The organism is Micromonospora vinacea (genome assembly GCF_015751785.1).
Taxonomy (GTDB): Bacteria; Actinomycetota; Actinomycetes; order Mycobacteriales; family Micromonosporaceae; genus Micromonospora; species Micromonospora vinacea.
Genome location: NZ_JADOTY010000001.1, coordinates 3,802,530 through 3,815,597, shown reverse-complemented (window position 1 = coordinate 3,815,597; position 13,068 = coordinate 3,802,530). Strand labels below are relative to the sequence as shown.

The following is a 13,068-nucleotide window of genomic DNA, read 5'->3' as shown; positions in this document are numbered from 1 at the left end:
GGATCGCTGGACTCGACTTCGGAGATGCCGAGCGGCCTTCCTGCCGCTGATGCGGGTCACGGCCCGCCGGCTCTCGATCGCACCGGCCGCTGCGCCGGTTCTCCGAATCCACTGAGCGGCCCAGCACGGCTTCACTGCCGTCCACGATGGCCCGGATTCGCACACCTACACGGGTGGGGGAAGCCTCCGGCAACCGCTCGAATGCCGACAACCCAGGTTCCCCACCCGTGCCGCCCTTCGTCACCAGCTCGACGAGCGCGAGAGGACACAACCATCGGCGGGACGTGGCACCACCACGAACCCGCCCTCCGGCGTCAGCCGCCCTCCCGGCGGTGCCAGGAGACGCGACGAACACCAGCGGACCAACGTCGACGGCTGGTGGTGCTTCGTCTCCCGTCCCTGCCACCCCCGAAGGAGAAGACCGTGTCCACCCCGCTCACCCTGCACCGGCCCAGCGTCGCCAGCGGCCGGAACGCCCAAGCCCTATACCGCGCTGCCACGCCGGAGTTCTCCGGCTGGCTTGAGCACACCGCCGCTGCCGGCGGCTGTTCCCGGCCAATCCGCCTTACCGGCGCCATCGCGTCCGTCGAGATGACCACCGGCCGCATCACAGGCCAACTCCGAACCGACGAACTGCCCGACCAGGCGCTCTATAAGGCGTGCGGCAACCGCCGCGAATCGCAATGCCGAGACTGCGCCTGGGTCTACGCCGGTGAGGCCTACCAGGTCGTCCGCTGCGGCCTGACCGGCGGCAAAGGCGTCCCCGACTCGGTCGCCCGGCACCCGGTCGTCTTCGCAACCTTCACCGCACCATCCTTCGGCGCGGTCCACCACCGGCACGTCGCCCGCCACACCTGCCGCAGCCGGCCGCACTGCGACTGCCGGCCCGCTCCCTGCCGCGCCCGAGGTGCCGCCGGCACCTGCCAGCACGGGCAGCCCGCGGCGTGCTTCGCCCGCCACGACACCGACGATCCGCAGCTCGGGCAGCCATTGTGCCTGGACTGCTACGACCACGAGCACCAAGTGGTCTGGAACCACTTCTCGGGCGAGCTGTGGCGGCGCACCAAACAGGCAGTCGAACGTCACCTCGCCGCGCTGTGCCGACGTCGCGGCATGCCCTTCGTACAGGTCGTCACCGGCTCCGGCAAGGTGCGCCGGGTGCCGCCGGTGCGGGTGTCGCACGGCAAGGTCGCCGAGATGCAGAGGAGGGCGGCCGTGCACTTCCACGTCCTGCTGCGCCTCGACGGTGTCGACCCTGACCCGAATGCTCTCGTGCCGCCGCCGGCCGGCATCACCGTCGACGACCTGGAAGCCGCAGTCCATGCCGCCGCGCGGCAGATCGTCGTCACCACACCTCCGCATCCCGACCGTCCGCACGGCTGGGTGGTGGCCTGGGGCGAGCAGGTCGACGTGCGACGGATCAACGCCGCCGACGGCGAGTTGACCGATGGCAAGGTGGCCGCCTACCTGGCCAAGTACGCCACCAAGGCCACTGAATCCACCGGGCGCTCCTTCACCCGGCTCACCCCGGCCACCATTGACGACTACGCCGATCCGGAAGGCGACCACCTCGCCCGCCTCATCGACGCCTGCTGGCACCTCGGACGGCCCACCGGCACCGCCTGCGGCGCCACAACGGCCGGCGACCGTCAAGGCAGCCTTGACACGGAATCGAACGCCTACGCCAGACTGCGCCGCTGGGCGCACATGCTGGGTTTCGGCGGTCACTTCCTCACCAAGGCCCGCCGCTACTCCGTCACCTTCGGCCTGCTCCGCGACACCCGCGCCACCTACCGCCGCGAAGAGAACGACGAACCGTTAGACACGATCACTGTCGGCACCCTCACCTACAGCGGGTCCGGCTGGCTCACCGAAGGTGACGCCCTGCTTCTCAACACCGCCGCAAGTCAGCGACGCGAGAGCAGACGCATTGGTCGGGAAGAACTTGCCCACGAAGCCTGGCTCACCGAGGCCGCCGCATGAACCACGACCTTCGCCCCCGCTGGTACTCCCCCGCCGAGGTCGCCGTCCTACTCGGCTTCGGCATCTCCAAGGTCAAGATGAAGATCGCTACCGGCGAGCTGCGCTCTATCAAGGACGGCAAGTACCGCCGCATCCTCCCGGAGTGGGTTGACGACTACATCCGCGAACAGGTCGAACGCCAGGAGGCCGCCTGATGCCCGCCCGCACACGCGCCAACGGCGAAGGCTCCATCTTCCCCTACCGCAACGGCTTCGCCGCGTACGTCTGGGTCACCAAGCCGGACGGCAGGCGCACTCGGAAGTACGTCTATGGCAAGACCCGCGAAGCAGTGCACGACAAGCCGCACCTGCCAGTGCTGCGCGCAAGGCAAGGACGCCGCACGGCCCAAGGAGAAAGGCCGCTGCTGCGCCCTCGGTCGCTGCTGTCAGGCCGTCCCGTCGACGCGCTCGGTCAGCGACATCCGGGCCGCACTGCGGGCCGCCCTCACCCGCGCCCAGTCCGAAGACCTCATCACCAAGAACTCGGCCGTGGCGGTCACCCTAGCCACGGTTCGCCGTCGACGAGGCAAGTCGTGGTCGAGCGATGAGGCCCGGAAGTTCCTGGAGTCCGCCCGCCACGACGAAGACCCGCTCTACGCCGCCTACGCCCTGGTCCTCGTCACCGGCCTGCGCAAGGGCGAGGCCCTGGGACTGACGTGGGAGGACGTCGACCTCGACGCTGGGGAGCTGACCATCGGCCGTCAACTGCAACGCGTACGCGGGCAGCTCCTGCACCGCGACACCAAGACCCAGGCATCCGACGCCACACTCCCCCTGCCCGATATCTGCCTGACCGCCCTCAAGCTCAGACAACAGCAACGCGATCAGGCTGAAGCAGCCGCCGGAAAGGCGTGGCACGAGACCGGGCTCGTATTCACCAACCGCTACGGCACACCCATCGAGCCGCGCAACTTCCAACGGTCGTGGCAGACAAGGTGCGAGAAAACCAGCATCAGGCCGATCACCCTCTACGACGCCCGCCGCACCTGCGCCACGCTGCTCGCTGACCTCGACGTCCACCCCAGAGTCGCCATGCAGGTGCTGAGGCACGCCCGCTTCTCCGTGACGATGGAGATCTATACCCAGGTATCCAACAAGGCGACCAGAGACGCCCTCAAGCGCCTTGGCGATTCACTCGACCACTGACGCCGTTGCTGTACTTAGCTGCTGTACGACAGCAGAAAGGCCACCTCCCGAACTCGGGAAGCGGCCTCTGACCTGTGCGAACTGAGAGTGGGCGATGCTGGTATCGAACCAGCGACCTCTTCGGTGTGAACGAAGCGCTCTCCCACTGAGCTAATCGCCCTCAGCGCCACTGACTCTACCCGATCGTGGAACCGGACCGGAAATCCGGGGTCAGTGCGTCGCGAGGTAGTGCATCGCCGCAGCCACCACGTCGATGCCGAGGCTGTACTTGAGGGACAGCCAGACCACCGTGGCCACGAAGACCAGGCCGACGGACCCGAGCACGATTCGCACCAGCGGCGACTGTCTCGTCACCCAGCGCGTCCATCCGTGGACGTGGCGACGGGTGAAGCCGAGCAGCCGTCGCGCCCAGTGGTATTCGACGGCCCAGATGCCCAGGCCGGCGATCACCAGCAGCCAGCCCGGCCCAGGGAGCGGGATGAGGGCGATGCCGATGGTCACCACCAGCGCACCGGCGATCGCGATGAAGATCTTGAGTGCGATCCGGCCGGTGGGGTTGGCGCGGATGAGGTCGAGGGTCAGCGAGATCCGCTCACGCCAGCGGGGGTGTCGCGGCCGGTCCTGCATGGCGATTCCGCCACCACGGCCAGCATCGGCGTCGCCACCGCCACCAACACCGGTGCCACCGCCACGACCAACGGCGGCGTCGCCACCACGACCGGCGCCATCACCACCGGGACGACCGGCGTCGGACGCCGGCCGACCGGCCCGTTCGGGCTGCTCCATCGGCACTCCGTACCCCCGCTTTTCGGCTGCTCGGACCGCGACTTTCGGCGTGCCGGGCGCCGCCGCCGGATCCACTGAGGATTGCTTCGTCACCATTTCACCCCCCAGTGTCGCTCGGGCCCGTCACTGCAACGGCCGACTGGACGTTACCGGAGTAAGTCGACGACTGAGCCACCCGATACCGGGCGGGATCACGCACTGGGCAGAACCGGAAATCCTACATGAATGCTCACATTCACGCGGCCTTTCCGTCCCCCTTCCCACCACTGGGTGAAGTCAGCGTATGGCGGAGCGTAGCCAGGAGTAGCACCTGAGTATGGGAAAAGCGGGACACGCGCGTTCCGCAGCGGTGCCGGGGGGAGAACGTCCATGAGTGTCATCCGACCGACGACCGTAGAGGTCGAGACGTCGCTAAGGCTCGTCGCACCTGACGCCACCGCCTTGCCGGTGCGTGCCAGTCTGCGTTACGACCCTGCTGACCCGTATGCGGTCCATGTCCTGTTCCATGCCGAATCGGCAGGGGGCGAGGCGGTGAGTTGGTCGTTCGCTCGCGAACTTCTGGTCACCGGCCTGGACGAGCCGGCCGGCATCGGGGACGTTCGGGTCTGGCCCTGGGCCACACCGCGCGGCGACTTCGTCGCGCTGGCCCTCTCGTCACCGGACGGCAACGCCCTCTTCGAGGTGCCGCGCAGCGTCCTGGTGCGTTTCCTTCGACGGACCTACGTCGTCGTCCCGCGCGGCCGTGAGGCCGAGCACCTGGACGTCGACACGGCGGTGAACCGGCTGCTCGCCGGTCGCTGACCGCCCGAACGGGTAACACCGGCCACACCGGGGCCGCGCGGATCTGCCGAGTCCGCGCGGCCCCGGCACACACCCAGGGATACGCGGACAGCCTTCCCCGGGTCGGCCGGTGCTCAGCCGTGCGTGGTGATGCCGCCGTCGACGGGAATGACAGCGCCGGTGAGGTATGCGCCGGCGCGCGACGAGAGGTAGATGGCCGTGCCGGCCATGTCCTCGGGGCGTCCGATGCGGCCCAGCGGCACCTGCTGCTCGATGGCGGCCCGGCTCGCCGGGTCGTCGAGCGCGAACGCCATCATCTTGCTCTCGAACGGGCCGGGCGCGATCGCGTTGACGGTGATCTGCTCACCGGCGAGTTGGTGGGCGAGGCTGCGGGTGAGCATGTGCACGGCCGCCTTGGTGGCCGAGTACGCGTACACCTCCATCATCGGCACCCGGATGCCGTCGATCGACCCGATGTTGATCACGCGGGCCGGGTCGTCGGCGCTGGCGGCGGCGCGCAGCGCCGGCAGCAGCGCGGTGGTGAGCCGGAAGACGGCCTTGACGTTGACCGCCCAGAGCTTGTCGAACGCGGCCTCGGGGTAGTCCTCCAGCGGTGCGCCCCAGGTCGCGCCGGCGTTGTTGACCAGCACGTCGAGGCGGCCGAAGCGTTCGCGTACGGCGGCGGCCAGCGTCTCGGCGCCGGCGTTGTCGCCGAGGTCGGCGGGGATGGCCTCGCAGCGGCCCTCGGCGGAGAGGGTCGTGGCGACCGCCTCGCAGACGTCCGCCTTGCGCGACGAGATGATCACGTGTGCGCCGGCCCGGACGAAGCCCTGGGCGATCATCAGCCCGATCCCCCGCGACCCGCCGGTGACCAGGACCGTCTTACCTTCGACCGAGAACAGCTGCGTCATGCCCATCCCATCGCGAGTCGGCGGGGGCCGTCGGTCGGTCGGGTGGCCGGCGGATGCCGGTTGGACCGCGGACCGACGGCGCTACCGCCGGGTAACGTAGCCCGGCTGCCGGGACCGGGACAAGCCCGTGGCGTGCCGCGGATCCGCTACGAACGTCGATCGGGATGCGGTGACCTGCGGTTCGGGCTACCGTCGCAGGCGATGGTCTCCACCGATCCCTCCCCCGTGCCATCGATCGGAACGGCGTCTCCCGTCACCGACGAGATAGCCACGTTCGCGCTGGCCGATCTTGCCGGTGCCCCGGGCTGGCGTCGGCCGGTGATCGTCGAGCGGGAGCTGTTGATTCTCACCACGCGTGGGCACGGCGACGCGGAACTCGACTTTCATCTGCTGCCGTGTCGCCCCGGCACACTGCTGCGGGTCCGCCCCGGCCAGGTGCTGCGCTGCGCCGGCCCCCAGTTCGACGCCACCGTGGTCGCCTGGGATCCCGAGGCACTGCGCGACTTCGACGTCGACCTGACCACTACCGCGACCTGGCGGCAGTTGGCCGGGGAGGACGAGGACGCGGTGATCAGCGAGGTGAGCCAGTTGGCGGTGGACTGCCGGCGGCACCCCGACGGCCCCACCGCCCGCGCGCTGCTCCGGCATCAACTGGCAGTCCTGCTGCTGCGGCTTGCCGTGGCCCACGACGACCGGTCGCCGTCCCGGCCCGAGGACGAGACGTTCCACCGGTTCCGCCGCGAGGTGGAACACGGCTACCCGCACACCCGGCGGGTGGAGGACTACGCTGCCGAGCTCGGCTGCTCGGTGCGGACCCTGACCCGGGCCTGCCTGGCCGTCACCGGTCGCAGCGCCAAACAGGTCATCGACGAGCGGGTCGCGTTGCAGGCCAGCCGGTTCCTCGCCGCGACGGATCAGCCCATCGCCCAGATCGGCCGGCGGCTCGGCTTCTCCGAACCCACGAACTTCGGCCGCTTCTTCACCCGAGAGGTCGGGCTCAGCCCCGGCGCGTTCCGGGCCGCACGGGACCAGCCTGCGGCCGGCCGGGTGGTCCGACCTCGACCGCCGTCCGAGCCGACGGGCGTCAACGGCGGCCGGTTCCGCCCCGGCACCCCCGGCGAATCCGCGAACGGCGGGTACGCCACGAGGTCCGGGCCGCCCACCGGCGGGCCGGGCGGCGCCGGCCGGGCATGATGGCACTGTGCAGATCTCCGCGCGCGGCGACTACGCGGTACGGGCGGCGTTGAGCCTCGCCACCGCGTATCCCTCGTTGCTGTCCACCCAGGCCATCGCCGCGGAGCAGGACATGCCCCGAAAGTTCCTGGAGGCGGTCCTGGCGGATCTGCGTCGGGCCGGCATCGTCCGCGCCCAACGCGGCGCCGAGGGCGGCTACACGCTGGCCCGCCCGCCACGCGAGGTGACAGTCGGCGCGGTGCTGCGCGCCGTCGAGGGCCCACTCGCCGGGGTACGCGGGCTGCGCCCCGAGGAAACCCGGTACGAGGGCTCGGCGGAGAACCTGCCCGGCCTGTGGGTGGCGGTGCGCGCCGCCGTGCGGCGGGTCGTCGACGAGGTGAGCCTCGCCGAGATCGTCAGCGGTCGACTCCCCGCGCACGTTCGCAAGCTCACCGCGCTGCCCGACGCGTGGGAACCCCGCTGACCCAGTCTCTGATCTGTCCACAATGGCAGCCGCAAGACCTATCTGGTTAGTAGAGGTTGGGCGTCCGGTGGTCACCGTCCAGGACGGACAGCGAGAGGGTTTCAAAAGTTGTCGGTTCGGGCATGTTCGATATCGACACGGCAGGGAACGGTGACGAGGGGAGACCTCCGATGGGCCTCATGTTTCGCAAGCGCAAGAAGTACGGTCCGATCATCCTGAACTTCACCGAGAACGGCTTCTCCTCGTGGAGCATCAAGATCGGTCGCTGGTCCTGGAACTCCAAGGCCCGTGCGCACCGGGTCGACCTGCCGGGTCCGCTGTCCTGGAAGCAGGACAAGTCCCGGTCGTAATCATCCCGGGAGTCGAGCGGGGTGCCGGTGGATCCACCGCCACCCCGCTCGGCGTCTGTGGGGTGGGGCGCTCAGCGCGCCAGGGAGATGATCTCGTCGCCGGCCAGCCTCCCGGACTCGCGTTCCCGCCGCACGTCACCCGCGTCGAGCAGGTCGACGAGCGCCTGGTTGGCGTCGGCGGCCCGGTAGACGGTCGCGGTGAGGGTGTGCCGGCGTAGCTCGGTGACCGGCCGTGAACCGCCCGCACCCAACTCGGCCAGCAGCTCGCGGGCCAGCGGCTCGAGGTCGGGTTCGCCGACCACGTCGACAGTCGTGCCGGTCGGGTCCAGCGGGTCGCCGTAGCGCAGGTCGAGGTCCGCGCCGACCGCCCAGAGCGCGTCGCGGACCGCCTCGAGACTCCGGTCGGAGCGGCTGCCGAACGCGACAACACCGGCGGCCTCGCCGCCGGGCAGCACCGGCGCCACCTCGGCGACCAGGGGGAAGCCGGCGGAGACGAGCACGTCTCGGGCACTGTCGGCGGTGTGCAGCAGCAGCTCACCGGTCCGGCCGTTGGTCGCGGCGGTGAGCAGCTTCGGTGTCACCGCGCCGGGCAGGTCCACGAAGGAGAACAGCGGCGCGCCGGCCGCCCCGCCGGCCTTCACCGCGACCGGCAGCCGGTACGCGTCGCCGGGCAGCAGGTGCACTGTGACCTCGGCGGGCAGCTCCGCCTCGATCGGGCCGAGTCGGGCCGGCAGGTCGGCGGCGGCGTCGGCCAGCACCAGCACCGTCACCTGCCGGCCGCGCACCTGGTCGCCGTGCGTGGCGACCAGGCGCAGCGCGGCCTCCGCGCTGCCCGCGTCGGCGCCCGCGAGGGCGACTGTGGCCCGGCGGGAGCGGTGCAGGGCTGCGGGCAGCCAGGTCGTCAACTGGCGGACCAGCAGCTCGCGGAGGAATTCGGTGGTCCGGTCGGTCGGCATCGGTCCGTTCTACCGTACGGGCGGTCAGGCCGGGACGGAGATCCCCACCCCGCCCCGGGTCTGACCGCCGTAGCGCTGCCGCTCGGCGTCCAGGTCGAGCCGACCGATCTGCTTGCGGGCGGCCAGGGCGGTGTCGTCGAGCAGGTCGGCCGGGATCAGCCAGACCACCTCGAACTCCAGACCGTCCGGGTCCTTGCCGTAGAGGCTCTTGGTCGTGCCGTGGTCGGAGGTGCCGACCAGAGCGCCGGCCGCGACGAGCCGCTCGGCGGTGGCGGCCAGCTCGTCGAGCGTGTCCACCTCCCAGGCGAGGTGGTAGAGGCCGACGGTGGACCGGCCGGCGGTGGACCGCCCGGCGCCCGCGCCGACCTCGAAGAGGCCGAGGTCGTGGTCGTTGGTGGAGTCGGGGGCCTGGAGGAAGGTGGCGCCCCGGAAGCCGTCCGGGGTCATCGCCACCGGGCGGAAGCCCAGCACGTCGCTGTAGAACGCGACGCTGCGGGCGAGGTCACTGACGTAGAGGACCGCGTGGTTGAGCCGGTGGATACCCATGACCCGAGACTAACGCGGTTTAGTTGAACATTCAACCATCGGTTGTATGATGGCGGTCATGACCCGCTGGTTGGACCCCGACGAGCAGCGCACGTGGCGCGCGTACCTGACCGCCTCCCGGGTGCTGATGGACACTCTCGACCGCGAGCTGCAACGCGACGCGGGCATGCCGCACGCGTACTACGAGATCCTGGTCCAGCTCTCCGAGGCCCCCGACCGCCAACTGCGCATGAGCCAGCTGGCCCAGGCGGCGGGGTCGTCCCGCAGCCGGCTCTCGCACGCAGTGGCCCGACTGGAGGCCGCCGGCTGGGTGCGCCGCGAGGACTGCCCCACCGACCGGCGCGGGCAGATCGCGCTGCTCACCGACGAGGGTTTCGCCACCCTCGCGGCCGCCGCACCCGGCCACGTCGAGGGGGTACGCCGACACCTGTTCGACGCGTTGAGCCCCGCCCAGGTCGACCAGCTGCGCCGAATCAGCGAGACCCTGGCCGAGCACCTGACCGGATCCTGACCAATCGACACCGGCGCGGGTCTTGTACTTACCGTCGTCGGATGAGCACGATGGGGCGTGTCTTCCGGCTTCGGTGAACTGACTGATCAGGCGCACCACCTCGTGTCCTCCGGCGATCTGGCCGGCGCACAGCAACTGCTGTCCGACGCGCTCACCGACGCCGACCCCAGCCCGGCCAACGCCACCCCCGAACTGGCCGAGGCGGCCAGCCTCCAGGCGCGGGTGCTGATCGCCCTCGGTGAGCCGCACTCGGCCCGAGGGTGGGCCGCCTTCGCGTACGCGGCCACCACCCGCCTGCACGGCCGCGCCGACCCGCGCACGGTGGCCGCCGCGGCGACCCTGGCCGCGGTGCTGCACCGGGTCGGCAGCCACTCGCGGGCGGCGCGGCTCTACCAGGAAGTCATCATCGAGCTGACCGCACAGGACGGCCCGGAGTCGCTGCGGGTGCTCGCCGCGCACGCCGACCTGGCCACCGTCGAGTACGCGCGCGGCCAGTGCACGGTGGCCCGCGACCGCCTCCAGGACGCCTGGGAGCTGCACCGCGAGGTGTACGGCGACGGGCACCCCAGCGGCATCAAGATGCTGGCGCGGCTCGGGGCGATGCAGCGCGACTGCGGTCAGTTCGCCGAGGCACACGACAATCTGGCGCTCGCCCGTGAGCTGTGCCGGCAGCACCTGCCCGCCGACGACCCGCTGGCCACCCAGGTGGCGGCCCTGGCCCGGTCGGCGGCGAATCCCGACCATGCCTGCGCCGACAACCCGGCCACGGCCCGGGACACGCCTGTCGTGCCGGCCGCCCGCGTCCCACCGCACGGCGACGGACCGGCCGAATCCGTCTACCACCCGCCGGCTGCCGCGACCCATCACGCCGGGGCGGTTCCGAACCCCCGGCTACCCTCCGACGAAGCGGTCGGATCGACGGGCGGCAGATGGTCGACCGAACCGGTGGACGAGCCCTCGCCCCACCCCACCGACCCTCCGATGCCCCCGTCGGTGGTCGGGCTGGCCGGCGGCACGGAGGAGCAACCCGGGGTGTACCGGCTGCACCGACCCGCCGCCCCCACCGACCCGTACGCGCCGTCCGACCCGTACCCGCGGGCGGACCCCTACGGGCAGGTCGAGCCGTACACGCCGTCGCGACTGCTGCCGGTGCCCGTGCACCGCGCGCCGCCGGAGCAGCGCAACCGGCTGGTGCCGGTGCTGGTGGCCGGCGTGGTCGTGGTGCTCCTCGGCGCGGCGGCGGTGATCGCCGGGGTGGCCCGGGTCGACGGCGACGACGAGCCGACCCCGCCGCCGGCCAGCGCCTCCCCCACCGCCGGCGCGTCGGCCAGCACTGCCCCCGGCCCGGGCGGCACGGCACCCACGTCCGCTGCCGCCGCGGCACCGCCCGGCACCCCACCCAGCGCGGTGACCCTGCGCGACAACCGGGACAGCATCGCGCTGAACTGGACCTACCCGGCCGGCAGCGAGGGCCCGGTGGTCATCGCGGGCGGCCGCACCGGCCAGACCCACAACATCTTCGCGACGCTGCCCGCCGGCACCACCAGCTTCGTCATCTACGCGCTCAACCGCACCAACGACTTCTGCTTCACCGTCGCGGTCGCCTGGTCCACCGACACCGTGGCCCGTTCCAAGCAGGTCTGCACCCGCCGCCGCTGACCTGCCAGCCACCGCCCCGCCGGCTGCGCCCCGCAGACCTGACTCAGCGTGGGCTCGCTCGGTGGCGAACCCGCCGTGACCCACCGTGGCATCCGACGCACCCAACAGCACTGTCGCGCAGCCTTTGCTCTGCTTACCTATATGCACCACCTCGGGTGAGCAGCTGAAACGTCGGGGGCCGCCGCTTCGACACGCGTCGGCGAGCATCACGTTACGTAGCTGTCGCCTCCGCGGGTGCAGAGCAAAGGGTCAGTGGTGGGCGGGTGGGGGCAGGTCGTCGTCACGCGCCGTCGACCTTTGGCCGTCGTCGGCCGGCAACGCCGGCAGCAGCAGGCACACCCGTAGCCCCTGCTGCCCCGGCGCGTCGGTCAGGGTGATGCTGCCGCCCGCGCGTCGGACCAACTCCCGAACGATGGCCAGCCCCAGGCCGGCGCCCCCGTCGTCGCGGGCCCGTCCGTCATCCAGCCGGGTGAACCGGTCGAAGACCCGCTGCCGGTCCGCCACCGGGACGCCCGGGCCGTCGTCGGTCACCGTCACCAGGTGGTACGCCCCGACGCCAGACCCGGTCGTCGTCCCCGCCACCCCCGTCGTCGACGTCGTCGCCTCGGCCGCGAGCACGACATCACCCTGCGCGTGCCGTACCGCGTTGTCGACCAGGTTGGTCAGCACGCGCCGCAACTCCTCGACGGTGCCGATCGTCCAGAGCGGGCCCGCAGGCAGCGTCACCCGCACCGGCGGCGACGGGTAGCGGGCGGCCACCTCGGTGAGCAACACGCCCAGCTCCACCGGGCCGGTCCCCCGGGTTGGCGGGGTCTCGTCCAGCCGGGCCAGCAGCAGGAGATCGTCGACCAGGCGGCTCAGCCGCTCGGTGTCGGCGAGCAGGTTGGCGGTCACCGCCGTCCAGTCCGTCCGGTCGGCGAGGCGCTGGGCCACCTCCAGCTCCGTCCGGATGTTGGCCAACGGGCTGCGCAGCTCGTGTGCGGCGTCGGAGACGAAGGCCCGCTGCCGGACACGGGCGGACTCCAGCCGGCCCAGCATGCCGTTGAGGGTGACCGCCAGGCGATGGATCTCGTCGGCCGACGCCGGCACCGGCAGCCGGCCGGTGCCGGCCCTCCCGGTGATCTCCTCGGCGCCTCGACGTAACGCCTCCACCGGCCGCAGGGTCGCGCCCACCACCCGCCACGCCACCGCGGCCAGCACCGCCACCAGCAGCGGGAACGCCACCAGCAGGATGGTCCGGACCACATGGGTGCTGTGCCGCACGTCGGCCATCGAGCGGGCGACCAGCACGGTGAGCGGGTCGGCCGCGGTGCCGGCGGGTACGGCGACCACCCGGACCGGGCCGTTGAGCCCGACCCGCTCGGCCGGCACCTCCAGCCGCTGCCGACCGTCGCGGTTCAGCCGCTCCGGACGGACCATCGGCACCAGACGGTCGGCGTCGATCGAGGCCGCCCGGATCCGCCCCTGCGCGTCGACCACCTGCACGCGGACCTGCCCGCCGGCCACCGGCAGCGGATCGGGCAACGCGTCCTCGGCGGCGAGCAGGGCGACCGCGTCGGCGGTACGGAACGCCTCGGTGTCGACAGTGCGCTGAAGCACGAAGCCGAGCGCGCCGAGCAGCACCACCCCGCCCAGGGCCAGCCCGACGGTGAGGCCGACCACACCGATCGCCAGGAGCCGCCCGCGCAGCCCGAGCACCGGCATCCGACCCGGCCTGGGCCGACGGGTGGGTGCCGAGCCGTCGA

The 13,068-nt window shown here is 71.6% G+C and carries 13 protein-coding genes, 1 tRNA gene and 1 pseudogene; 9 read left to right on the top strand and 6 right to left on the bottom strand.

From position 1 onward, the window contains the following. Positions 1–423 precede the first annotated feature (423 nt). From IW249_RS18150 to IW249_RS18140, 3 genes and pseudogenes are all read left to right on the top strand, one after another. On the top strand, positions 424–1,983 hold the full coding sequence (locus tag IW249_RS18150; RefSeq protein ID WP_196921834.1) for a replication initiator: 1,560 nt from the start codon (positions 424–426) through the stop codon (positions 1,981–1,983). Then, on the top strand, positions 1,980–2,177 hold the full coding sequence (locus IW249_RS18145; RefSeq protein WP_089001262.1) for an excisionase family DNA-binding protein: 198 nt from the start codon (positions 1,980–1,982) through the stop codon (positions 2,175–2,177). The genes IW249_RS18150 and IW249_RS18145 overlap by 4 nt, the downstream gene beginning before the upstream one ends. After that, a pseudogene (locus IW249_RS18140) lies at positions 2,177–3,167 on the top strand (tyrosine-type recombinase/integrase). The gene IW249_RS18145 and the pseudogene IW249_RS18140 overlap by 1 nt, the downstream one beginning before the upstream one ends. 88 nt (positions 3,168–3,255) lie before the next feature. On the opposite strand, the gene IW249_RS18135 reads toward IW249_RS18140, so the two are convergent. Then, positions 3,256–3,327: transfer RNA gene (locus IW249_RS18135), tRNA-Val, on the bottom strand. A gap of 50 nt (positions 3,328–3,377) precedes the next feature. Further along, positions 3,378–4,028: a TIGR02611 family protein gene (locus IW249_RS18130; RefSeq protein WP_372433042.1), complete on the bottom strand. Its 651-nt coding sequence runs from the start codon at positions 4,026–4,028 to the stop codon at positions 3,378–3,380. Between the two features lie 294 nt (positions 4,029–4,322). On the opposite strand from IW249_RS18130, the gene IW249_RS18125 reads away from it, so the two are divergent. After that, positions 4,323–4,754, top strand: coding sequence for an SsgA family sporulation/cell division regulator (locus IW249_RS18125; RefSeq protein ID WP_007457244.1), 432 nt, complete (start codon positions 4,323–4,325; stop codon positions 4,752–4,754). Positions 4,755–4,867: 113 nt separating this feature from the next. On the opposite strand, the gene IW249_RS18120 is transcribed toward IW249_RS18125, so the two are convergent. Beyond that, positions 4,868–5,644: a glucose 1-dehydrogenase gene (locus IW249_RS18120; protein WP_196921832.1), complete on the bottom strand. Its 777-nt coding sequence runs from the start codon at positions 5,642–5,644 to the stop codon at positions 4,868–4,870. A 201-nt stretch (positions 5,645–5,845) separates the two neighbouring features. On the opposite strand from IW249_RS18120, the gene IW249_RS18115 reads away from it, so the two are divergent. The 3 genes from IW249_RS18115 to IW249_RS18105 all read left to right on the top strand — a co-directional run bounded on the left by IW249_RS18115 (position 5,846) and on the right by IW249_RS18105 (position 7,651). Continuing rightward, a complete protein-coding gene (locus IW249_RS18115; RefSeq protein WP_196921831.1) occupies positions 5,846–6,838 on the top strand; it encodes a helix-turn-helix transcriptional regulator in 993 nt (330 codons plus the stop codon). 7 nt (positions 6,839–6,845) lie between these two features. Beyond that, positions 6,846–7,301, top strand: coding sequence for an RrF2 family transcriptional regulator (locus IW249_RS18110; RefSeq protein ID WP_030333674.1), 456 nt, complete (start codon positions 6,846–6,848; stop codon positions 7,299–7,301). A 170-nt stretch (positions 7,302–7,471) separates the two neighbouring features. After that, positions 7,472–7,651 (top strand): DUF4236 domain-containing protein, encoded by a 180-nt coding sequence (locus IW249_RS18105; protein ID WP_030333600.1) that lies wholly within the window; start codon positions 7,472–7,474, stop codon positions 7,649–7,651. 71 nt (positions 7,652–7,722) lie between these two features. Here the strand turns inward: IW249_RS18105 and IW249_RS18100 are convergent, their stop codons facing one another. Beyond that, positions 7,723–8,607, bottom strand: a complete 885-nt coding sequence (locus IW249_RS18100) for a hypothetical protein (protein WP_196921830.1) — start codon at positions 8,605–8,607, stop codon at positions 7,723–7,725. Between the two features lie 24 nt (positions 8,608–8,631). Then, a complete protein-coding gene (locus IW249_RS18095) occupies positions 8,632–9,153 on the bottom strand; it encodes a VOC family protein (RefSeq protein ID WP_196921829.1) in 522 nt (173 codons plus the stop codon). Positions 9,154–9,202: 49 nt separating this feature from the next. Here IW249_RS18095 and IW249_RS18090 point away from each other — a divergent pair, with 49 nt between their 5' ends. Both IW249_RS18090 and IW249_RS18085 read left to right on the top strand, forming a co-directional pair. Beyond that, the gene (locus IW249_RS18090; protein ID WP_196924842.1) at positions 9,203–9,664 is read left to right on the top strand and encodes a MarR family winged helix-turn-helix transcriptional regulator; all 462 of its coding nucleotides are present in this window, start codon (positions 9,203–9,205) and stop codon (positions 9,662–9,664) included. 57 nt (positions 9,665–9,721) lie between these two features. After that, positions 9,722–11,323: a tetratricopeptide repeat protein gene (locus IW249_RS18085; protein WP_196921828.1), complete on the top strand. Its 1,602-nt coding sequence runs from the start codon at positions 9,722–9,724 to the stop codon at positions 11,321–11,323. A 249-nt stretch (positions 11,324–11,572) separates the two neighbouring features. On the opposite strand, the gene IW249_RS18080 is transcribed toward IW249_RS18085, so the two are convergent. Further along, complete coding sequence (locus IW249_RS18080; protein WP_196924841.1) at positions 11,573–12,997, bottom strand: sensor histidine kinase; 1,425 nt, start codon at positions 12,995–12,997, stop codon at positions 11,573–11,575. Positions 12,998–13,068 lie beyond the last annotated feature (71 nt).